At 63.6% G+C, this 22,253-nt stretch carries 20 protein-coding genes; 8 read left to right on the top strand and 12 right to left on the bottom strand.

From position 1 onward, the window contains the following. Window positions 1-6: 6 nt before the first annotated feature. Complete coding sequence (locus SO156_RS06260) at window positions 7-1,200, bottom strand: efflux RND transporter periplasmic adaptor subunit (RefSeq protein WP_458147663.1); 1,194 nt, start codon at window positions 1,198-1,200, stop codon at window positions 7-9. 241 nt (window positions 1,201-1,441) lie between these two features. On the opposite strand from SO156_RS06260, the gene SO156_RS06265 reads away from it, so the two are divergent. The 3 genes from SO156_RS06265 to SO156_RS06275 all read left to right on the top strand — a co-directional run bounded on the left by SO156_RS06265 (window position 1,442) and on the right by SO156_RS06275 (window position 5,453). Next, window positions 1,442-2,233, top strand: a complete 792-nt coding sequence (locus SO156_RS06265) for a transporter substrate-binding domain-containing protein (protein ID WP_458147662.1) — start codon at window positions 1,442-1,444, stop codon at window positions 2,231-2,233. Window positions 2,234-2,410: 177 nt separating this feature from the next. After that, on the top strand, window positions 2,411-4,108 hold the full coding sequence (locus SO156_RS06270; RefSeq protein WP_498534190.1) for a phospholipase C: 1,698 nt from the start codon (window positions 2,411-2,413) through the stop codon (window positions 4,106-4,108). Window positions 4,109-4,124: 16 nt separating this feature from the next. After that, the gene (locus tag SO156_RS06275; RefSeq protein WP_498534191.1) at window positions 4,125-5,453 is read left to right on the top strand and encodes a cytochrome-c peroxidase; all 1,329 of its coding nucleotides are present in this window, start codon (window positions 4,125-4,127) and stop codon (window positions 5,451-5,453) included. A gap of 10 nt (window positions 5,454-5,463) precedes the next feature. Here SO156_RS06275 and SO156_RS06280 read toward each other — a convergent pair whose 3' ends face one another. The 3 genes from SO156_RS06280 to SO156_RS06290 all read right to left on the bottom strand — a co-directional run bounded on the left by SO156_RS06280 (window position 5,464) and on the right by SO156_RS06290 (window position 8,611). After that, complete coding sequence (locus SO156_RS06280) at window positions 5,464-6,699, bottom strand: acyltransferase family protein (RefSeq protein ID WP_498534192.1); 1,236 nt, start codon at window positions 6,697-6,699, stop codon at window positions 5,464-5,466. A gap of 84 nt (window positions 6,700-6,783) precedes the next feature. Continuing rightward, window positions 6,784-7,926, bottom strand: coding sequence for a helix-turn-helix domain-containing protein (locus SO156_RS06285; protein ID WP_458147700.1), 1,143 nt, complete (start codon window positions 7,924-7,926; stop codon window positions 6,784-6,786). Between the two features lie 154 nt (window positions 7,927-8,080). After that, window positions 8,081-8,611: a MarR family winged helix-turn-helix transcriptional regulator gene (locus tag SO156_RS06290; RefSeq protein ID WP_458147658.1), complete on the bottom strand. Its 531-nt coding sequence runs from the start codon at window positions 8,609-8,611 to the stop codon at window positions 8,081-8,083. An 83-nt stretch (window positions 8,612-8,694) separates the two neighbouring features. Between SO156_RS06290 and SO156_RS06295 the strand changes: the two genes are divergently transcribed. Next, window positions 8,695-9,654 carry an alpha/beta fold hydrolase gene (locus tag SO156_RS06295; protein WP_498534193.1) on the top strand — a complete coding sequence of 320 codons (960 nt, stop codon included), beginning with the start codon at window positions 8,695-8,697 and terminating at the stop codon, window positions 9,652-9,654. 41 nt (window positions 9,655-9,695) lie between these two features. Next, a complete protein-coding gene (locus SO156_RS06300) occupies window positions 9,696-10,910 on the top strand; it encodes an ABC transporter substrate-binding protein (protein ID WP_498534194.1) in 1,215 nt (404 codons plus the stop codon). A gap of 10 nt (window positions 10,911-10,920) precedes the next feature. Here SO156_RS06300 and SO156_RS06305 read toward each other — a convergent pair whose 3' ends face one another. The 4 genes from SO156_RS06305 to SO156_RS06320 all read right to left on the bottom strand — a co-directional run bounded on the left by SO156_RS06305 (window position 10,921) and on the right by SO156_RS06320 (window position 15,719). After that, window positions 10,921-12,249: an MFS transporter gene (locus SO156_RS06305; protein WP_498534195.1), complete on the bottom strand. Its 1,329-nt coding sequence runs from the start codon at window positions 12,247-12,249 to the stop codon at window positions 10,921-10,923. A 118-nt stretch (window positions 12,250-12,367) separates the two neighbouring features. Beyond that, window positions 12,368-13,216 carry a fumarylacetoacetate hydrolase family protein gene (locus SO156_RS06310; protein WP_498534196.1) on the bottom strand — a complete coding sequence of 283 codons (849 nt, stop codon included), beginning with the start codon at window positions 13,214-13,216 and terminating at the stop codon, window positions 12,368-12,370. Further along, complete coding sequence (locus SO156_RS06315) at window positions 13,213-14,820, bottom strand: bifunctional 3-(3-hydroxy-phenyl)propionate/3-hydroxycinnamic acid hydroxylase (RefSeq protein WP_458147653.1); 1,608 nt, start codon at window positions 14,818-14,820, stop codon at window positions 13,213-13,215. Before SO156_RS06315 ends, SO156_RS06310 begins: the two co-directional genes overlap by 4 nt. After that, window positions 14,817-15,719 (bottom strand): VOC family protein, encoded by a 903-nt coding sequence (locus SO156_RS06320; protein WP_498534197.1) that lies wholly within the window; start codon window positions 15,717-15,719, stop codon window positions 14,817-14,819. Before SO156_RS06320 ends, SO156_RS06315 begins: the two co-directional genes overlap by 4 nt. Before the next feature lie 181 nt (window positions 15,720-15,900). On the opposite strand from SO156_RS06320, the gene SO156_RS06325 reads away from it, so the two are divergent. Further along, a complete protein-coding gene (locus SO156_RS06325; protein WP_498534198.1) occupies window positions 15,901-16,629 on the top strand; it encodes a GntR family transcriptional regulator in 729 nt (242 codons plus the stop codon). Here the strand turns inward: SO156_RS06325 and SO156_RS06330 are convergent. Continuing rightward, the gene (locus SO156_RS06330) at window positions 16,611-18,104 is read right to left on the bottom strand and encodes a flavin-containing monooxygenase (RefSeq protein ID WP_498534199.1); all 1,494 of its coding nucleotides are present in this window, start codon (window positions 18,102-18,104) and stop codon (window positions 16,611-16,613) included. The genes SO156_RS06325 and SO156_RS06330 overlap by 19 nt on opposite strands. A gap of 108 nt (window positions 18,105-18,212) precedes the next feature. Continuing rightward, window positions 18,213-18,662 carry a cupin domain-containing protein gene (locus tag SO156_RS06335; protein WP_449383116.1) on the bottom strand — a complete coding sequence of 150 codons (450 nt, stop codon included), beginning with the start codon at window positions 18,660-18,662 and terminating at the stop codon, window positions 18,213-18,215. 174 nt (window positions 18,663-18,836) lie between these two features. Between SO156_RS06335 and SO156_RS06340 the strand changes: the two genes are divergently transcribed. Then, a complete protein-coding gene (locus SO156_RS06340; RefSeq protein ID WP_498534200.1) occupies window positions 18,837-19,862 on the top strand; it encodes an AraC family transcriptional regulator in 1,026 nt (341 codons plus the stop codon). 17 nt (window positions 19,863-19,879) lie between these two features. Here SO156_RS06340 and SO156_RS06345 read toward each other — a convergent pair whose 3' ends face one another. Next, window positions 19,880-20,260 (bottom strand): tautomerase family protein, encoded by a 381-nt coding sequence (locus tag SO156_RS06345; protein WP_458147699.1) that lies wholly within the window; start codon window positions 20,258-20,260, stop codon window positions 19,880-19,882. A 123-nt stretch (window positions 20,261-20,383) separates the two neighbouring features. On the opposite strand from SO156_RS06345, the gene SO156_RS06350 reads away from it, so the two are divergent. Then, entirely contained in the window at window positions 20,384-20,983 is a 600-nt protein-coding gene (locus SO156_RS06350) for a TetR/AcrR family transcriptional regulator (protein WP_498534201.1), read from the top strand. Window positions 20,984-21,058: 75 nt separating this feature from the next. Here SO156_RS06350 and SO156_RS06355 read toward each other — a convergent pair whose 3' ends face one another. After that, window positions 21,059-22,081, bottom strand: a complete 1,023-nt coding sequence (locus tag SO156_RS06355; RefSeq protein WP_498534202.1) for an alpha/beta hydrolase — start codon at window positions 22,079-22,081, stop codon at window positions 21,059-21,061. Window positions 22,082-22,253 lie beyond the last annotated feature (172 nt).

A 22,253-nucleotide genomic window follows, 5' to 3' on the forward strand; every position in this document is an offset into this window, starting at 1 on the left:
CTGCTCCTACTTGGCAGACGCCTGTGGTTGCTCGATCTTCGTCAATTGCGGATCGATCTTCTGGCCCGGGATGACCCGCAGCAGCCCAGCGATCACGATACGGTCGTCCGGCTGCAGGCCGCTTTCGATCACGCGCAGACCGTTGTCCAGGGCGCCGATCTGCACCTTGCGCTGCTCGACCGTGTTCTCCTTGTTGACCACCAGGAGATAACGGCCGCCCTGGTCGCTGCCGAGCGCGGTGTCAGGAACAAGGAGCGCATTCTTGTCCTGTTCGAAGGGCACCCGGACTCGGACGAAGTAGCCGGGCAGCAACACCCGCTTGTCATTGGGAACGAGGCCCCGCACGGCGAGCGTGCCGGTCGACGAATTGAGAGTGGGCGAGACATAGTCGAGGTGGCCCTCATGCGGATAGCCCGTCTCCGTCTGCAGCCCAACCTCGACCGGCAACTGCTTGAGGTCGGCGACCGTCAGTCCGCGCCGCAGCGCCTCGGCGCGAATACGCAGGACGTCCTGCTCGTTGACCGTGAAGTTCACCCAGATCGGGTCCAGCGCCACGATGGTCGCGAGCTGCGTCGGGGAAGAGACGCCGACGAGCTCGCCGACCGAGACCAGGTGCGCGGTGACGATGCCGTCGAACGGTGCGCTGACCTTGGTGTAGCCATAGTTAATCGCCGCGAGACGCGTATTGGCCTGGGCCTGCTGCAGGCTGGCCTGGGCATTGTCGCGGGTGGAAGTGGAGGTATCCAGCGTCGACTGCGACACCGCCTGCCGCTGCACGAGCTCGGTCTGCCGCTTGAAATCGGCTTCTGCCTGCTTGACCGTAGCCTGCGCGCCGACTTCCGCCGCCTGCGCCTGCTCGAGCTTGAGCTTGTAGGTCTCGGGCTCGATCGTGAAGAGCTGTGTGCCTTCCTTGACGAAGGTGCCGTCCTGGTAGTCGATCGTCTGCAAGAAGCCCTGCACGCGTGCGACGAGGTCGACGCTCTTGATCGGCGCGGTGTTGCCGGTGGCCTCGACATAGCGAGTCACCGCGCGCTGCACGGGCACTGCGACATCCACCTTGGGCGGCGGCGGCGGCGCGTAGACGTTCTTCTGATCGCAGCCGCCAAGCGCAAGGAGGGTCGTCATCGCAGCGAGGAGCCGCCCGATCGGTCCGGACCGTTGATCGTGCCGTGCGGGACAAGCGAGATTCGCGCGCGTCATTGCGGTGTTCCCCGTCTGTTGTTGGCCTGCGGCAGGTCGCCTTCGCGATTTGATAGCAACAAACGGGGAGCCGTGGAACACCATAGCCGTGACGGCGCGATGGTCTTGCACTGCGAAGAGAGGCGCGACATGTGACAGTTTTGTCTGTAATTCTGCCAAATCCGCTTTTCACCGGGCGCATGATCGACCACAATTTCGACGGGCTGCGGATGATGGACGAGCCGATGGGGAGACTGACGACATGCCGATCTCGATCTGGCCGGCCTGCGCTGGCCTCGCGCTCGCCGCGATAATGGCCATGCCGGTGATGGCGGAGGATCTCAAGGCCGAGATTGCGCCGACGGGCAAATTGCGCGTCGCCATCGCTATCAGCCCGGCGGGCGGCGCGTTCTGGTCGACCAGGACCGAAGCAGGCTTCGCCGGCGTGCCCGTCGACCTCGGCAAGGCGATGGCGGCCGAGCTTGGCGTAGCAGTCGAATATGTGGTGCACAACAATTCCGGACAGATCACCGACGCGGCTGCGAAGGGGAGCTGGGACGTCACGTTCCTGCCGAAGGATCCCGAGCGCGAGACCAGGATGGCGTTCGGCCCGATCTACGAGGTCGCGGATGCGACCTATATCATCAAGCCAGGATCGGGCATCACCAGCTTCGCGATGCTCGATCAGCCCGACGTGAAGGTCGCTGCCGTCAACGCCACGACCACGATGCGCGGCGCGGTCGCGCATCTGAAGCACGCGAAGGTGACGGGCTATCAGACCTATGACGAGATCTTCGAACTCCTGAAGAACGGCGAGATCGACGCCTTTGCGCTGTCGCGCGACCAGCTCAACAAGATGGCGCAAAAAATTCCCGGCACGCGGGTGCTGGACGAGACCTTCAAGAAGACGGTCACTGCGGTCGCGGTGCCGCTCGGCCATTCGCAGGCGCTGGCATTCGTCACCAAGTTCATGACCGATGCGCTCGCCAATGGCACCTTGCGCAAGGCCTTCGATGTCAACGGCTTGAAGGACGCACCGATCCGCACGGAGTAGGTCGTTCTTTCGTCGAAACGAGCGCGCCGAAGATCTGGGCTGAACTCGCCGCCCAAAAAAGACGCAGCCTCGCGATGGGACATGCCGCGAACTGCGTCAAACCGACACAGACCTGTCATTCACGGCGGCTAGTTTGCCGCGCGTCGATGTCATAATTTTTGATCTTGGGGCAATAAGATGAAAGACAAACTTCTCGGCACGGCCGCGATTCTCGCGGTCGCGACGGCGGTCGTGTGCGGCTCGCCGGTATTCGGTCAGGACGACTTCGACCGCGATCATCGCCATCACCACACCGAGACGCCGATCAAGCATCTCGTGGTCATCTTCAACGAGAACCGCTCTTTCGACAATTATTTCGCAACGTATCCGAATGCGACCAATCCGTCGGGCGCGATTCCCTTCGTTGCAAAGCCGCATACGCCGAAGGTGAACAACCTCGCCAACGCCAATTTGCTGACCAACAATCCGAACTACACCAACACGGCCAACGGCGCCGGCGCGACGAATCCTTTCCGTCTTGACCGCACCCAGGCCAACACGCAGTCGCAGAACCACGCCTACACGCCGGAACAGCAGGCCTATGACAACGGCAAGGCCGATCTGTTTCCGAAATATACCGGGCGCGGCACAGCTGGCGGCGTCGGCGCTTTCGGCACCACCGGCCAGGTGATGGGCTATTTCGACGGCAACACCGTCACGGCGTTCTGGAACTACGCGCAGCACTTCTCGATGAACGACAATGCCTATACCGACACCTATGGTCCGTCGACGGTCGGCGCGCTGAACGTGATTTCGGGTCAGACCAACGGCGCGGTGGCGGTGCTCGGCAACGCGGCGACGCAAATCATCCCGGACGGCCAAGGCGGCCTCACGGTGATCGGCGACCCTGGTCCTGCCTATGATCCTTGCAGCACCCCGGGCTATACGACGCAGGTCACGATGAGCGGCAAGAACATCGGCGATCTGCTCAACGATGCCGGCATTAGCTGGGGCTCGTTCATGGGCGGATTCGATCTTTCCGTTACCAACTCGAACGGTACCACCGGTTGCGCACGCAGCTCGTTCTCGACCGTCGTCGGCGCCGCCAAGGCGGACTATGTCCCGCATCACGCCTGGTTCCAGTTCTACAAGTCGACCGCCAATCCGAACCATACGCGGCCGAGCTCGGTCCACGCGATCGGCCACACCTACCAGAAGGACGGCAAGACCCTCGATCCTGCCAATCACGGCTACGACCTCGAGGATTTCTACGCGGCGGTGAAGGCAGGCAATCTCCCGGCCGTGTCCTACGTCAAGCTGCCCGCCTATCAGGATGGCCACGCCGGCTATTCCGATCCCCTCGACGAGCAGCAGGGAACGGTTGACCTGATCAACTTCCTCCAGAAGCAGCCGGAGTGGCGCGAGACCGCTGTCATCATCACCTATGACGACTCCGACGGCTGGTACGACCACGCTTACGCCACGCCGACCAGCGCCTCCTACGACTCGACTGCCGATCAGCTCAACGGTCCCGGCCAGTGCGGCCTCGGCGCCGCCAAGCAGCCTCAGCAGAACGGCGTCGGCGGCAAGCCGGTGAACGGCCGTTGCGGTCCCGCCACCCGCGTGCCCTTCATCGTGATCTCGCCCTACGCCAAGACCAACTTCGTCAGCCACACCGCCATCTCGCAGGCTTCGGTGGTGCGGTTCATCGAAGACAACTGGCTGAAGGGCAAGCGCCTGGGCGGCGGCTCGTTCGATGCAACGGCTGGTTCGATCATGGACTTGTTCGATTTCGATCGGGACCATGGCCACGATCTCAGGATCGACGCGCTGTTCCTCGACCCGACCTCCGGCACGGTCGTGGTCAGCCCGCCGGACGAGCACCATCATCACTAAGACTATCGGACCTTGTATGAACAGCCGCATCGTGTGGCTCATCGGCGCCGGCCTGCTTTGCATGGCCGGCGTCGTCGTTGCGGCGGAGACGCAAGAACGCCCGGGTGCGAATCCGAATCCGGTTCGCCTCATGCGTCCGCCCGTCGCGCCGTTAACTGCGATGGCGCAGCTTGGGCGCGAGATATTCTACGACGCCTCGCTCTCCTCGTCCGGCGCGCTGTCCTGCGCATCGTGCCACAGCCCGGACCACGCCTACGGTCCGCCGAACGACGGCCCGGTGATGCTCGGCGGGCGGACGATGTCGCAGCAAGGTGCGCGTGCCGTTCCCTCGCTGACTTATCTCGAGCGACAACCGAATTTCAGCATCGGCCCCGACAAGGGCGACGACGACAACGTGATTGATCTCGCGCAGATGGCCGCGCTCGGTCAGCAGGCCGCGCGCGCGACGAAAGTCGCCGGCGGTGCCGGCTCGGCGGCGAACATCGTGCCGCAAGGCGGCCTGTTCTGGGACGGGCGCGCCGACACGCTCCAGCAGCAGGCAATCAGTCCGCTGCTCGATCCCAACGAGATGGACGGCGGCAGCATCGAGGTGGTGGCGGACAAGTTGCGCCGCGCAGCTTACGTCCCGCGTTTCACCGAGCTGTTCGGTGCCGGCGTGCTCGAAAACCAGCGGCTGCTGGTCGCAGAGGCGATGTTCGCCGTCGCGCGCTATCAGGTGGAAGAGCCGAGCTTCCATCCCTACACAAGCAAGTACGACTACTGGCTGGAGGGCAAGGCGCGGCTTTCCGAGAGTGAGCTGCGCGGCCTCAAATTGTTCAACGACCCTGAGAAGGCCAATTGCGCCGGCTGCCACACCTCGGCGCCGACTCGCGATGGTCTGCCGCCGCTGTTCACGGACCATCAATACGAAGCGCTCGGAGCGCCGCGCAATGCCGCGCTCGCGCGCAACCGCGACCCCGATCATTTCGATCTCGGTGCCTGCGGCCCGTATCGCACTGATATCGCCGAGCAGACGCAATATTGCAGCATGTTCCTGACGCCGACCTTGCGCAACACGGCGATACGCCGCGCCTTCTTCCACAATGGCGTCTTCCGCACGCTCGAAGAGGTGATGGACTTCTACAATTTCCGCGACACCAATCCGGAAAAAGTGTTTCCGCGCGGAGCCGATGGGACGGTGCAGAAATACGACGATCTGCCGGCGAAGTATCACGCCAATGTCGACGTCAGCGATCCACCCTTCGACCGCCACCTCGGCGATACGCCGGCGATGACGGCGCAGGACGAAGCCGACATCATCGCCTTCCTCAAGACGCTGACGGACGGCGCTCAGCCGGAGCCCTGAGCTCGCGGCGTCACGGCGCAGCGGGGCTCGTGGAGGCAACTGCGAGTGGTGTCTCACGCCGCAAGCGGCGGCCGTTCAGCACCGTGCCGATGAAGGTGTAACGCACCATCCATTGATAGCTCGCCAGCATCACCGGAACGGCGACCAGGAGAATGGCCGCGAATTTGAACGGCCAGGCCCAATCGAGCTGGGAGACTGCGACCTGGAGCGCCATGACGATCGGCATATGGATGAGATAGAGCCAATAGGAGGCATCGGCGAGATAGCGCCGCGCCGGGCTGAAGCCGGACAGAAACCGCAGCGCAAGCCCGATGCTGGCAAAGGTCGTCGTCCAGATCGCAGGCGCGTAACAGATGGCGCTGGCGAGCCTGATCGTTCCGACGTGGACCGGCAAGGCCCGAGCGGCCGGGGAAGACAGCACAAGCGTCAGCACGAAGCTGATCGCGATCAGAATGACGGCGGCGATCAGATTGGAAAGCCAGCGCGTCCTCAAGATGCCGAGCAGATCGACCTGGCGATGCAGCAGCCAACCGAAGCCGAACGCGACGCCGTAGCCGATCAGCGCCTGCGTGTTGGTCAGGAAAGACTGATCCGGCGTGCGGACGCCGAACCAGCCGATCCATTTCGGATCGAGACTGAGGGCGAGGCCGATCGGCACGGCGAGAAGCAGAGGCGCCAACCGGCTTGCCATGAGGTGGGCGATCAGCTGGTCGACGCCGGCGCGAAACCGGCCGGTCGGGTCCAGCCGGACGATGCCGCCGCGCAGGAGCAGCGTGGCGGCATAGAGTTCCAGCAGCACGTAGAGAAACCAGAAATGGGCGAGGGGAAATTTTGGTAGCGCCGGCGGCCAGGGACTGCCCGACACCGGTCCGCCATGCGGGAAGTCGCTGGCCCAGATCGTGACGGCTACCATCGCAGCGAAAATGATCGGCCAGCCGACGAGGAGCGGCAGCCCAATCCGCTGGAGCCGGTCGGTCACGAAGCCGAGCGGCCCGCGGCGATGGAAGCTCATATGGGCGAAAAAGCCGGCCATGACGAAGAACGTCGTCATCCGGAACACGTGGATGACGAAGAACAGAAGCGCCAATGTCGTGCTGGGCTGGATGTCCTGGATCACCCAGAACCGTGTCGGCGCCGGGACGAAGGAGAGCGTTGCGTGCAGGACGATGCCGAGCAGGAGCGCAAAACCCCTGACAGCGTCGAGGGCGTGGAGACGTTCCGCGGCGGGAGCGGTCGGGCTGGACATGAAGGCCTCGGAGATGGGAGGGACAGCGTCGTAGGCGAGCCTGCCTGACGGCGCAGATCTGCTCTTGCCCGATCCACAATTCGGCTAGCCGAATCCTTGGCGGGACTGGCCGATTTTGCGATTGGTCCCGCTTTCCGCCTCGGTTTCCTGCGCGCGGGCCAGAGCGTCGCGCCGGAATTCGGTCGGCGTCATACCCGTTGCAGCCTTGAAGGCGCGGTTGAAGGGTCCGATCGACTGGAAGCCGGCGTCCATGGCGATGGTCAGGACCGGGACATCGCGCTGGCTCTGATCGGACAGTGCCGCCTTGGCGTCCTCGATCCGGTAGTTGTTGAGAAAGACGTTGAAATTGCGATAGCCCAGCCCCTCGTTGATCGCCTCGCGGAGCCGGTACTCCGGCAGATCGAGCATGGCCGCCAGCCGGCCGATCGAGAGTCCTTCCTGCCGGTATACGCGCTCCACGGTCATCAGATTGTCGAGACGGCGCAGCAGCGCCGGGGCGATGGATGCGCGATCACCCCCGTTCGGGGCGGCGGCGACTTCGCTATCAGCATTGGGCGAAGCGATTGCCGCGGTCGCGTCGCGCGGAGCCGCGGTGATCTGGGCATTGAACAGACCGAAGCCCCCGAGCATTGCCAGCATGAACAAGCCGGCCGCTGTAGCAAGGCTGCCGGATATTCCGACACCGGTGACGGGCGGAGGGGGCAGGCCTGATGCGGCGATGAGGACGACGAAGACGAGGTTGATGACGAGTGCCGCGGTGCGCAACCGGCGCCGCTGGGTGACCAAATCGGCACGCCACGTCTTCACCATATGGACGGCGGCGGACAGCATCAGCAGAACGACGACGGCCGCCAGCGCATCGGCGCCGCGGTGCGAGAAGGTCGGATAGCTCGTCCAGGTGAGGCTGACCGCAAAGCTGAAACCGACGATGACAAGCCACAATGCGCCATGCCGAAGCAGGGGGACGAAATCGTCTTCGAACGTGATCCTTGCCCACAGCCAGATCACGACGGGTTGCCCGGACAGGATCGACAACGTCCACCAGAGCGACGATTTCGGGATGAACGGTGCGGTCGCGATCGCGAAGGCCGCGCCGCCCGCCGACATCGCGATGCCAAGCAGCACATGCTTGTTGAAGGGGCGGAGCCGCAGCAGCACGAGCACCATCAGGAGAAACACGCCGCTTGCCGCGCCGCGAAGCCCGAGATCAAGCGCCGTGAGACCCATCGTAGTCACAGTTCAGATATCCCGTTCGGTACTCCAATGTCGCATCCGCCAGTAGCCTGGACAATCCAAAATCGCAGACCGCGGCCGGACTTTCCCGGCTGCCATTTATGCCTCTGGCGCGCGGAGTCATCTCGTCCGCTCACAATTCGTCCGGTCACAATTCGTCGACCGCCGACCAATGCGGGACGTGCTCTGCGAGCTTGTCCAGCAGGCCCTCGAACTGCTTGCGTTCGGCGGCGGACAGGCATGAGAGCATCGCGCGCTCGCGCTTGCGCAAGGCGGGGATGTACTTTGCGTAGAGGGCGCGGCCGGCCGGCGTCAAATAGAGTTGCTGGCGGCGATTGTCGGTCGTGTCGATGTCGCGACGTATCAGCTTCTTCTTCTCCAACGAAATGATTCCGCGGCTGATATTGGCCTTGAGGTGGCCGGAGAATTCGCAGATCTCGCTCGCGGTCACGCCCTCGCGATAATTGAGGAAGATGAGCGTGACGATCTCGGGTCGGGTGATGCCGAGGTCCATCTCGATCTTCCGAAACGAAGGCTCCCGGTAGAAATTCAGGACGTAGCCCATCTTGTAGGCGATCCTGATCTTGGTGCCGCCGAGCACGGACGCCATGCCGCTCGCGCCTTGTTCGGGCTGGTTGCGCGCCGCAGCGCCATTTCGGCTTTTCCAGGATAGTCTCATATGTGACTTTCTCATTGCGTTCTGGCTCGATATCACCTTAACATCGCGCCGGATACGACAAGAACCGGAGGAGCGCGTTAGCTGTGGACGATCGAGGGCATATTTCGCCGTCGCGACGCAGGTACGCGGCGGGGTCGATCGAGGAGGGAGCGCCGTGCTTCTATTCGGGCACCGAGGCGCATCCGATCTTCGTCGACCATGTGCGGCCGCCGCACGGGCTGCCGGGCAAGGCTCCGGTCGTCATGGTGCACGGCGCGGCGCATACCGGGACGTGTTACCTCGCCACCCCGGATCGGCGGCCCGGCTGGGCACCGCGATTTGCGGATGCGGGCCGGCACGTGTTCGTGCCGGATTGGCCTGGCCACGGCCGCTCCCCGCAGGGAGAGGATTTCCCGACGCTTGGCACTGAGGACATCGCCAGATCGCTGCTCGTTTTGCTCGAGGAAATTGGTCCAGCCGTGCTGCTCGTGCACTCGGCGAGCGGTCCGATGGCCTGGTGGATGACGGAACACTGCCCCGATCTCGTCAGTACGATCGTCGGCATTGCGCCCGGGCCGCCTGCCAACCTGCTGCGGGATCTGCCCGACGATCCGGCTGCGATCCTGGCGCTCCGCGACGATGCAAGGGCGGGGCGGCCGGTCTATGCGCTGGAGGATCGGCCGGTGCGGCTGAACGCCGAGTTTGCTGCCGCCTACTGGGCCAACACGCAGCGTTTCCCGTCAAACGCCTTCAACGACTATTTCGCTTCCATCGTGCCGGAAAGCGCGCGCCTCTTGAACGAACGTTTCAACATCGGCGGACGCGGGCTCAAACTGTTTGAACCGGAGAAGCTCCGCGCCCATCGCATCCTGATCATCACGGGTGAATGCGATCCGCGCCATCCCCGTGAGGTCGATGAGGCTACCGCCAATTATTTCGGCGCCGAACATGTGTGGCTGCCGGATCGCGGCATCACCGGCAACGGTCACATGATGATGCTCGAGGACAACAGCGATGAGCTGGCCACCCTGATCCTTGCCTGGCTGGATTCGACCGGCTGCTGAGGCGACGACAACAAACACAAGACAGGGGAGAGACCAAAAAGATGAGAGCAACTCTACTCGGCGGCGCGCTGATGGCCCTGATGTTTCCGGTCGCCGCGGAAGCACAAGTGAGCGGCGACGTCGTCAAGATCGGCGTCCTCACCGACATGGCTGGTGTCACCGCCGACATCACTGGCAAGGGCTCGTTGGTCGCCGCCGAGACGGCGGTTCGCGAAATCGGCGGTACCGTGCTCGGCAAGCCTGTCCAGGTCATTGCCGCGGATCACCAGCACAAGGCTGATATCGGCACCGGGATCGCCCGGCAATGGTTCGATGTCGAAGGCGTCGATGCGATCGTCGACGTGCCGAATTCCGGCGTCGCTCTCGCAATCCAGGGCATCGCCCGCGAAAAGAAGCGGATCGTGCTCTATTCCGGCGCGGGCACGACCGCGCTGACCAACGAGCAATGCTCGCCGTTCGGCGTCCACTGGACCTACGACACCTATGGTGTCTCGCACGGCACGGCGTCGGCGGTGGTCAAGGCCGGCGGCACCTCCTGGTTCTTCCTGTCCGCCGATTATGCCTTCGGCCAGCAGCTTCAGAAGGACGCGAGCGACGTGATTGCCGCTGCCGGCGGCAAGGTGCTGGGCAGCGTTCGCCACCCGCTCAACAGCGCGGACTTCTCCTCGTTCCTGCTGACGGCACAATCCTCCGGCGCCAAGGTCATCGGGCTCGCCAATGCCGGCAACGACACCATCAACGCGATGAAGCAGGCGAACGAGTACGGGATCGTGAAGGGTGGCCAAAATCTCGCGGCCATGATCCTGTTCCTGCAGGACGTGCACACGCTGGGTCTGGAGGCGGCGCAGGGGACGTACCTGACGACCGCGTCCTATTGGGACCTGAACGATGCGACCCGCGCTTGGTCGAAGCAGTTCATGGAGAAAACAGGCATGCCGCCATCGATGCTGCATGCCGGCGTCTACGGTGCCGTGCACCACTATCTGAAGGCCATCGCCAAGGCGGGCACCGACGATGCCGACCGGGTCGCTGCTGCCATGCGCGAGATCCCGATCGATGACGTCTTCTCGGAGAATGCGACGCTTCGGGAGGACGGCCGCGTCACCCGCACGATGTATCTCGCCCGCGTGAAGAAGCCCTTGGAGTCGAGATATCCTTGGGATTATTTCGAGATCGTGCGAAAGATTCCGCCGGGGGAGACGGTGTGGCCGCTTTCGGAAAGCAGATGCCCCCTTGTGAAGGGGGCAAGTCATTAGCGTGCTTGCGCTACAGGGCGCGTCTTGAACTCTCCGGCGCCAGAACAATGCCGATGAAGGCGCACGCCGCGATTGCTTCGAAATAGAGGATCACCGGGGTGAAGCTGCCGACTGCTCCTCCCATCAGTGCGGTGCCGACCAGTGGCGCAATGCCGCCGCCGAGGATGATGCCGAGCTGCTTGCCGAGCGAGGAGCCGCTGACGCGGACCTCGGTCGGAAACAGTTCGGCCGTGAAGGCAGCTTCAGGCGCGAACATCAATGCGTGGATGATGCCGATGGAGACGACGAGGCCCATGATGAGCAGTGTCGGATCCTTGCTCGCGACGAGCTGGAAATAGATCGGGTACCACGCCGCGGCGAGCAGGATGCCAAGCGCCATGAACGGGCGCCGGCCGAACCGGTCCGAAAAGCTCGCGATCAGCGGCACCATGCACATCTCCAGCACGTTGGCGACCATGGTGCCGAAGGTGACGTTGGACTGCGCCATGCCGAGCGTCTTCACGGCATAGCCGAGCACGAACACCGTGCTCATGTACTGGAACGTGCTGTGCACCATGTTGGCGAGACAGCCGAACAGGACGGACTTCTTCCATGACCGCAGCACGTCGAGCAGCGGCGCCTTCGGCCGCGCGGCCGTCGCCTCGACCGCCCTGAACAGCGTTGACTCGTCCACCTGGAGGCGAATGTAGGTGCCGAGCACCACCAGCACGAGGCTCAGCACGAAGGGGACGCGCCAGACCCATTGCGCAAAGTCCTGCGGCGTCGAGACGAAGCCGAGCAGCGCAATGAAGCCGGACGCCAGGATCACGCCGATCGGACCCGAGGCGTTGACAAAGGAGGCGAAGAAGCCGCGCCGTGCCGAGGGCGCATTCTCCAGCGTCAACGACACTGCGTTCATGTATTCGCCGCCGAAGGCAAAGCCCTGCACGAAGCGCAAGGCGACCAGCGCGATCGGCGCAAACAGCCCGATCGCGTCGTAGCTCGGCAGGCAGCCGATCAAAAAGCTCGCGACGCCCATTAGCACGAAGGTGATCGTCAGCATCGCCTTGCGGCCGAGTCGGTCGCCGTAATGGCCGAACACCATGCCGCCGAGCGGGCGGGCGACGAAGCCGACCGCGAATGTTGCGTAGACCGCAAGCATGCTCGCCGTCGAATCCATCTTCGGGAAGAAGAAGCGGTCGAACACGACGGGCGCGGTGAAGGCGTAGATGAAGAAATCGTAGTGCTCGATCACCGATCCGAGCGAGGACGCGACGACAAGCTTGCGGTACGCGGGTGTGATTGGTGCTGTGTCGGTTCGTCCCGTCGCCCCGACCAGGATATCTGCACTGTTGCTCATGACGTTCCCCCTCTTTTGTCTTGTTGTCTGTTTTGACTTCAGGAGCGCGCCGGCGCGCGGGCGAAGCCGCCTGGGCTTCGCCGCGGCCGTTGCAGGCAGCTCCTGGCGAGCGGATTGCTCACCGCGCCTCGTCGACGATCGGGTTGCGCAGCACGGCGAGTTTGTCGATCTCGACCTCGACGACGTCGCCCGGCTTCATCCACAGCGGCGGATTGCGCTTGGCGCCGACGCCACCCGGCGTGCCGCTGACGATGACGTCGCCCGGCTCGAGCCGCGTGAAGGTCGAGCAATATTCGATCTGGCGCGCGATATCGAAGATCATGTGCTTGATCTGCGTCTCCTGCACGACCTGCCCGTTGAGGCGGGTGGTGAGCTTCAGCTCGGCGAGCTCGCCGAGCTCGTCGGGCGTCATCATCCACGGGCCGAACGCGCCGGTGTCCGGAAAATTCTTGCCCGGCGTGAACTGGTGGGTGTGGCGCTGGAAATCGCGGATGCTGCCGTCGTTGTAGCAGGCATAGCCGGCCACGTGGCCCATTGCCTCGCTGCGGGAGATGTAGCGCCCGGCCTTGCCGATGATGACCGCAAGCTCGCCCTCGAAGTCGAGATCGGTCGAGACGCGCGGCCGGATGATCGGCTTCAGATGCCCGGTCTGGCTGTTGGAATAGCGCGAGAAGATCGTTGGGTGCTCGACCTCGGCACGACCGGTTTCCTTCCGGTGTGTCTCGTAGTTCAGGCCGACACAGAGAATCTTGTCCGGGTTGGGTACGACGGGTAGCCAGACGAGCTTCGCAAGCTGCGTAGCCGCCGCCTTCGACTTGGCATCCGCAACGCCGGCGAGGGCACCCGCGATGGCCGCCCGGAGATCGGCATAGCGCGACGCGAGCACGGCCCCGACATCGAAAAAGTTGTCCCCCTCGACGACGCCCCAGGTCGTGCGTCCGTCGATCGCAACGGTTGCGAGTTTCATGTGGTCTTCTCCATTCTCATGTCCGTATTGTGATTGCCGTGCAAGCGCGAGCTGATGTCCCGGAGGAGGTCGTCGAACTCGGACGCGTTGCGCGCGGTGCCGAACACGTAATGGTCAGGCCGCACGATCGCGGCAACGACGCCGTGACGGTCGAACCAGCGGGCGAGCACGCCGTCGATCTCTTCGAGCGTGCCCGGCTTGTCGGTGCCGGCCGGTGCGATGGCCGTTGCGGGCAAATCGGGATATGTCGCACAGAGTGCAGCGAGCGAGGACGCGTCGCTGCGGCGGCCGTCGATGAACACGCGCAAGCCGGGACCAGTGACCTTATCGAGCAGACGAGGTTCGCTTTCGCTCACGATCGCCGGCTGCGGAAACAGGCTACCGCGTGCCGCGACGTCCTGCGCCGACAGAAAGCCTGCGCGCAGCGGCGGGATGATCTCCTGCCGCGTCAGCGCGAGTGGTTTACCGCCGCCATCGGCCAAAATTAGCGCGTCGCGACGTCGTGCAGCGGCCGGATCGCGTTCGCAGATCGACTGACCGATCGCCTTGATCTTGCCGGTCAGATCGATGACGTGCTGCTTGCGTTCGGTTGTATAGCTGTCGAGCAGCGTCCCGGGCGAGGTACGCTTGAGCACGCGATCGAGCTTCCACACGATGTTGGTCGCATCGCGAAGCCCCTGACACATGCCCTGGCCGATGAAGGGCGGCTGCTGATGCGCGGCGTCGCCGGCAATGATGATGCGCTTGTTGCGCCAGTTGGCGGCGACGAGGGCATGGAAGCGATAGGATGCCGCGCGCCACAACTCGCCGTCGCCAGGTGCGAGCCAGGGCGAGAGCAACGACCAGACGTTCTCCGGCCGCTCCATCTGCCGCGGGTCCTCGCCCGGCAACAGCATGATTTCCCAGCGACGATGGTTTTTGGGCCCGATCAGGAAGCTCACGGGCCGCGCCGGATTGCAGAACTGTGCGGAGTTTTGCGGCAGCTTTGCCAGAGCGCCTTGATTGACGCGCACGTCGACCACGAGCCAGGGCTCGTCGAAGATCAGGTCTTCGAGCGCAATATCAGCGATCTGCCGCACCGTACTCGAGGCGCCATCGCAGCCCAGCACATAACGCGCCGTCACCGTTCGCAACTGTCCACCCGCGTCTTTCAGCTTGGCTTCGACGCGTTCTGGCCGCTGCACGAGATCGACCAGCTCGACGCCGAGTTCGGCTCGGACGCAGGCAAAGCTCAAAGCGTGGCGGCGGAGCTCCGCTTCCACGGGCGGCTGGCTGAACACCATGCTCGGCGTGTAGCCGAGCGGGTAGGGCTTTGCGACCATGTCGATGCGCCGGATCAACTGGCCGTCGGCGCCAAAATGCTCGGACGCCGTGAACGGCTCGACGTAAGGCGAGATCGCGTCCGCGATGCCCATATTGTCGAAGTGACGGAAAATCTCGTGATCGAGCGCGATCGCGCGCGGCTTGTCGTAGATATCGGTAAGCCGGTCGATGACCAGCGTGCGATGGCCGAACTGGCCGAGCAGGGCGCTTGCGACCGCGCCAGTCGGCCCGAAGCCGACGACGAGCACATCGTAGTCGGTGTTGGCTGAAGACATCGTCATGCGCGCCGACCCGCGTCGAACGGCACGGAGAGCTGCGCCGTCTTGCAGGCCTCGCTCTTGGGCGGCGCGATGCCCCATTGATCGGAGCGTCCCGGCGGCCAGACCCATTCGGCGGGTCCTTTGGCGCGGTAGCTGTCGTCGACCTGGAGCACTTCAGCCGTGTATTCGATCACGACGCCGGTCGGATCGACGAAATAGGCGAACACGTTATCGCCGGGCCCATGCCGGCCGAGCCCCCAGCCGATAGGAAAACCGTGATCAACCAAGCGGCCGGAGCCGCGCATCACCGACTCCAGGTCTGGCATCAGGAAGGCGATGTGGTTGAGACCGTTGACCTTTGCTTCTGCAAGGACGACGGCGTGGTGATCGCTATTGCAGCACAGGAACGCCATCAGCTTCGAGCGGTCCGTCAGGCGAAAGCCGAGAACTTCCTGGTAGAAGCTCGACAGCTTGTCGATGTCGGCGCTGTTGATGTTGACATGCGCGAGCCGCTCGGGCCGGTCAGCGATCACGCGCGCCGCCTTGGTGCGATCGCCATGGACGAACTCCATGCAGCAGCCCTGCGGCTCGCGGATCGCGAAATGCGCGCCGCCCGACGGCGCAAGCGAGGGGCCGGGCGGCGTGATGATCTCGCATTTGGCCTCGCGCGCGCGGGCGAACAGGCGATCGAGATCCTCGCGCGAGCGCACGCGAAAGCTGACCCTGCGCAGCGCTTCGCGCTCGCCTTGCGTCAGTTCGAGCACGTGGAAGTCCGCACCGGTGGCGGCAAGATAGATCGTGCCGCCAGCTTCCGCGGCGAAATCGAGCGCCCAGACCTTCTGGTAGAAATCGGCCGAGGCACTTAGGCGAGGCGTCGTGATCTCTACGCTGCGCAAGGCCGCCACCGGAAAATCGGACATCGGGCTTCCTCGTCGTCAAAGGCCGAGGGCGCACCCGGCGGGGCCGCCGGATCAGCCATCGAGCCTGTTGTTGTCGACGAGCTAGTAATATATATAAAAACGATCGTAAAGAACAAATTTATAAATTATGGTGCAATGCCCGGTGATGTACAAAAAATGGCGATGAATCAGTGTGACTCTCATGAGCTCTGACCTGTCGAGCCAAAAGATGGAGCAGCCGGCGACGCTGGCGACGAGCATCTATGCGCGCCTCAAGGCCGACATCCTGACCACGCGTCTTGCGCCCGGACGCAAGCTGCAGTCGCGCTTCCTGATGGAGCACTACAATGTCGGGCAGACTCCGCTCCGCGAGGCGCTCAACCGCCTGACCTCGGAGGAGTTCGTCGTCGGCATGGAGCAGCGCGGCTTCTACGTGAAGCCGGTCAGCAAGGATGAACTGCAGGAGCTGACCAAGACGCGTTGCTGGGTCGAGGGCCTCGCACTTCGCGAGTCCATGCAGAACGCGACCCAGGCCTGGGAGGAGTCGCTCCTGGTTACGCATCACCGGCTCGACCGCACGCCGCGCTCGCTCGACCCTGACAAGTTCGAGGACAATCCGCATTGGGAGAAAGCGCACCGCGCCTTCCACGCGACGTTGATCGGGCTCTGCGGCTCGCGCCCGCTGCTCGGCTTCTGCGAGCAGCTTGCCGACCGGCTCTATCGCTACCGCATGATGTCGATCGCAAAGGCCTATCCGGTCCGCAAGGTGGGCACCGAGCATGTGCAGATCCTTCAGGCGGTGCTCGACCGCAAGACCGATGAAGCCGTCGCGCTGCTCCAGCAACACTATCAACGCACGGCGGATGTCATCTACTCGGATCTGGAGACGGTGCTGCCCAAATCCGACGCTGCTCACGCCGCCGCCCGGTAGTCCGGCGCCGAAGCGAGATATCTCGCATAGGCATCCGCATCGGGCGGCAGGAAGCGCTCCGCGAGGCCATTGCGCTTCTGTTCCTTCGCGCCGATGTCGGCGATCAGCTCGTCGAAATGCCGATAGTGGTAAGGCGCAACGCACAGGCCGCCATAGACGCCGGCGGCCGGACGCTCGACGCGCTTGAAGTGCAGCATCATCTCGATGTTGTCGCGCATCGCTTGCGCGGTCGGCTGGTTCGCGAGCTGGCCGTCGGCGAAGCGCACCAGCCAGTTGGCGGCGAGGTCGGCGCAGAGCACGGTGCAGAACGACGAGTTGAAGCCGACGAAGCCCATGTCGGGCAGATCAGGATTGGCGATCAGGCGATAGAGCCGGTACTGGCCGTCGGCATCGACCAGTTTTGACTGATAAGCCTCGGGCAGGAACGGCACGCCGAGCTTGTAGCCGATCGCAAGCACGGCGACGTCGGCCGCGACGCGCTCGCCGCCGCTCATCACGATGGTGTTGCCCTCGTAGTGGTCGAAGGTGCCGAACACGGCTTTGATGCGGCCATCAGCGACCATCGGGTAAAAGCCCGGCGTTGCGATCGGCACCGAGCAGTTGACGCCGTCCTCGATCCGCTCTTTCGGCACCATCTTGCATTGCTTCAGCTTGAGCTGCGCCTTCAAAAGGCTCTCGAGCCCGCGCCAGTTCGCCCACACCAAGGGCGCTGTGACGCGATACGCGATGCGCGCCAGCGCGCTCGCGCCCCACCCCTGAAACATCTGCTCCTGGGTGCGGATGTAGAGGATGCGCTTGAAGTTGACGAGTCCGCCGATGAAATAGGGGATGCGCCACACCGGCTCGCGGAACACGATCGTGACCTCGCGTGCGCCGGCTTTCACCGCGTTCACCGCGATGTCGGTTGCCGATTTCGAGCCGCCGAGTACAACGACGCGGCGGTCTTTGGCGATCGAGTCATCGTTGTATTTGGAGGAATGCAGGATCTGCCCGCCCTGCGCCTTGAAAGTCTCTTCACCGGGAAGGCTTAGCTCGCGCGGCTCGTTGAACTGACCGGTGCAGACCGCGACGAAATCGAAATCTTCCTTCGTCGTCGCGCCACTTTTGTCCGACAGCGCGAGCGTCCAGCCGGTCTTGCCGTCGTTGCGCCGCTCCATGCCTGCGACCTTCGTGTTGAGGCGAAGCATCCGGTTGAGACCGAAGCTTTTGGCGTAGTCGTTGAGATAGGCGTGCACCTGCGGTCCCGTTGGCCATTCCGGATAGGCCTCCGGCATGGCACGGTCGGTGTAACGATAGAGATCCTTCGGACTCTGCGTCTGCACCTCCGGATAGGAGCGCGCCGGCTCCCAGACGCCGCCGAGATCGGCGCTGCGCTCGATAATGGTGACCTTGTGACCGCGGGCGGAGAAGGCTTTTGCGGCGGCGAGGCCGGAGACGCCGGCGCCGATCACGCAGACATGCTTGGGGCTGACCATGGCTTTACTCGCAATGAGTGATGTGTTGCGCGCAGCAGGTCCCGTTCGGCCGCAAAGCGCGGCCGCTGGGCTTGCGACGGACGTGAATTGGACGGCGAGGCGTTCCGTCTAGTCGTTGGCCTCGGGCGGCAGAAAGTCCACCTCGTGCTGCGCCGAGATGCGCACGACTTCGGCCGGATCGGTCAGGTTGTGCAGCATGTTGAACAGCGCTTCCAGCTTCTGCATCGGCGAGACCCAGAACATCGCACGCGCCGGCTTGTCCGACTTGTTGAAATAGCCGTGCGGGATGCCGCGCGGCATGCGCACGAGATCGCCGGCTTTCGCTTTCGTCCATTGGCCGTCGAGCTTGAGGTCGAGCACGCCTTCCTGCACCAGGATGAACTCGTCCTGGGTAGGGTGGATGTGCACCGGCACGAACTGGCCGGGCTCGCTGTTGGTCTCGAACGCGAACGTGGAGTCGCAGATGGCCTTGGGGAAATAAAGCTGGCCCAAGATGTTCCAGCTCTTGCCGCCAAAACCCGTGCCGCTTGCAGTAATGCCTTTTTCGAGTGCAGTCATGGCTCCCTCCATCAAAAGACCGGCGGGAGGGAGCATCCGTCCGGGGCGAGGGGCTGTCTATCCGCAAAACGAATCTGCTGCCCTGCAGCACGACGTTTTTGCGACGCGGCTCTTTTCGAACCTGCGCAACTATTATAGGCTTAAAGCAATTCGTGACGCCAAGCGTGGTCGACGATGTCCGCAGCCGAGCCGGAAATGGGCGCGTCCGGGTCCCGAGCCGAAAGGCTCGCGGCCTTCGCCCGCGTCGCGACCACTGAGGTCGACGAGGCGGCCGACCAGATCGGACGCATCTTCTGTCCGCATCAACTTGAGCCGCTTCAGGCAAGGGCGCCGGGCTTCTATGCCCAGCACAATTGCGCGGCCTTTGACGGCTTTTCCATCAACTATGTCGCTTATGGCGGCTCGGTCACGATCGATCCAGGCTGCCTCGAGCGCTTCTTCCTGGTGCAGATTCCGCTTCACGGATCGTCGCGGATCCGCGCCGGCGCGCGCGATCTGGAAACCGCGCCCGCATCGACTGCCTCGCTCTTGTCACCGACGGTGCCGACCCGGATGGTGTGGGAGAATTGCGCACAACTCATCCTGCTGCTCGACCGCCGTCTGGTCGAGCAGCGCGCCGCCGCGCTGTCGGGGCGCGCTGCCGGCACGGTCGAGTTCGATCCGGCGATCGATCTCAATGCCGAAGCAGCGCGTAGTCTCTGGGCCACGCTCGACCAGCTGATGACGCTCGCCGAACGGCTGGGGCCGGCCGGCCGGTTGTCCGCGATCGCAATCGCCGACTGGCGCGAGACGCTGCTCGATCTGCTCCTCCATGGCCAGCAACATGGCCTGTCCCACGCCATCCGTACCTTCTCAGGGCAGGCCGAACGGCTGCCGCGCGCGCTCCGCGTCGCGCGCGATTGCCTTGCGGCCAAGGCGACCGAGCCGCTCGACCTCGCAGAGCTTGCCTGCGTCTCCGGCATCGGTATCCGGGCGCTCCAACTCGGCTTCCGTCGGCATTTCGGCCTGTCGATTTCCGAGATGCTGCTCGACATGCGCCTTGCCGCGCTTCACGCGCGTCTGTCGCGGGGCGCGCCAGATTGCTCGATCACCGATGCCGCCTTCGATCTCGGCTTCACGCATTTGAGCCGCATGGCCGGTGCGTATCGCGAAAAATTCGGCGAGACGCCCTCGGCGACCCTCAGGCGCCGGCTGAGCTGACGCGAGAGCTCATCACCTCACACGAATTGCGCGAGGCCGTGGCCGACGGACCAATTTTCTTTCGCCGCCTCGAGTACGTTGATGAACACGTTCTCCGCACCGATGCCGGGACTTTCGCCGAGCAACTCTGCTGTCCGCTTGAACAGCGCCATCTTCTGCTCCGCCGTGCGAGTGCTGAACACGGTGATCTGGATGTAGACGACGTCCTCGCTGCGGGCAATGCCGAAGCAGGAAGCACCGTAGCGGAAGTTCGCCGGCTCATGCTCCGTGATGGTCATGAACTGGTCGTCCTCGGGAACGCCGAGCGCTTCGCGCATCGCGCGGTAAAGGCTATCGAAGATCGCCTTCCGGTAGGCGTCCGGCTTTCCCTTGCGCAGCGAGATGTGAGCGAGCGGCATGGTGCGATCCTCCTTGACGGAATCAACGATCGACCCCATTAAGTTTTTGACGCGGTGTCTAGAATTAAGGTCACGTTCTTGACATCGTGTCAAATATTTTTTGCCCCGGAGTGAGATGAACACATGAGGCCGCGCGAGTTCGACCACGACGACGTGCTGCGCGTCGCGTTTGACCAGTTCTGGCGCAAAGGGGTGCGTGGAACGTCGCTCTCGGACATCGCGCGCGACGCGGGTGTCCAGCGCGGCAGTCTCTACAACGCCTTCGGCAGTAAGGAAGCGCTGTTTCTTGCCGCCTATGAGCGCTATGCGGGCGAGTATCTCAGCGCAGTTCAAAAGGTGCTCGGCTCGGGAGCTCTGCGAAAGCGCCTGACCGCATTTTTCGATCTGACGATCAGGAATTTCCGGTCCGGCTCGCCGCCCCGGGGATGTCCGACCACGCGGGGCCTGATGGAGCTGGCATCGGACGAAGGCGAGGGGCTGGACGAGGATGCGCGGCGGGCGTTCGCGGATCTGATGTCCCGCATCACCGGTCTCGTTCAGGACGCTTTGTCGGAGGGCGCTGTGCGAGGCGAATTCAGCGGAGCTCCCGAGGTTGCCGCACTCCACATTGTCACCGTGACGCGCGGATTGGCCGTGCTCGAACGCGCCTTCGGTGACGAAACCCAGCTTCGCAAGATTGCTGCGCACACGGTCAATCTCGTGCTCGCGAAGGCCGTGAAGTAGGGCGCGCAATGCGAACCGCGCTCAATTACTTCGCGCGCTTCCAATGGCGCTGTGTCCCGATCGCAACCGGCTCGCCTAATCCTTGCGACCTTCGTCCAGGAAAGCCTGAATTGCCTCAAAGAGCTTTAGCCGGTTCTTTTCCATGAGGATGCTGTGCGTGCCTTCAGCAAGCTGGACGTAGCGCTTGCCCGGCGAATTGACCATTAAGGGAAATAGCGTCTGGGCCATATAGGGCGGCGTGTCCTGGTCCCACTCGGCGTGGATGAGTAGCGTCGGCACCGTGATCTTCGCGGGATCGTAGTACGGCTTTCCGGCTCCGAAGAATCGCTGGTTATCCTGAACGACACCGTTGGGCGCGCGCAGGACGGGCGGGTTCATCGCGGCTCCCACCAGGTCCGTCGCGAAAGTCGCATCGGCCCATGCGTCGAACCACCCCGCTGGAATCAGGGATCCCTTCTTGTCCTCCGGCACGCCCGTGTACCAGCGTTGCTTTGCCTGCTCGCGCGTCGTCGTCCGGTATGCGCCGAGCCTGCCGGGGCCGGCCTGAACCAAAGATGCCGTCTGCCTGATCCAGACGGGCGCATAGAGCACGAGGCGTTCGACTTTTGACGGGTTCTGCGTCGTGTAGGTCGCCATCAATGTCGTCCCCCACGACCACCCCAGCAGGTTGAGCTTAGTGTGGTTTCGGCGTTCGAGAACATAATCGACGACCGTGCCGATGTCCTTGACCGCGGTCTCCCCGGTCACAATCGGATCATTGGCTTCGGGTTTGTCGGCCATCTCCGCAGGCCGGCTGGACTTTCCGTAGCCCCGCGCGTCGAGCAGCCACACGTCATAACCGCGCGAGGCGATATACTCCATCCAGGACATGCCATCGAGCTTGAGATCGAACGCGGTCTCCGAAGGATACGTCGCGCCGTGAACGTACACGACGGTCTGCTCCGGCCTGAACGAGGTCATGTTCGCCGGCCGCTTGTTGCGGACATAGACGTCGATGCCGGGATCGCCGGTCTTCACCATCGCTTCTTCGGTGACGAGTTGCTGAGACTGACCGAACGCCGGAGTAAGCGCCGAACCTGCCGCGAACGAGCCGATCAAAACACACGATCCTTTCAAGGAAGCCGCCCTGCGCTAGCCTTGCGCCTAGCGTCAGCCAGCCTAGCTCCGGCTGGCGCGTTCGCAAAGATGTGGTTTCCGATAAGCGCGTGTTGGCAGCCGATTTTCGATGTTGCATGTCAGTAGCTCCTACCGGGCATGACAGGATCGGGCT

This window comes from Bradyrhizobium sp. UFLA05-125 (assembly GCF_059803515.1).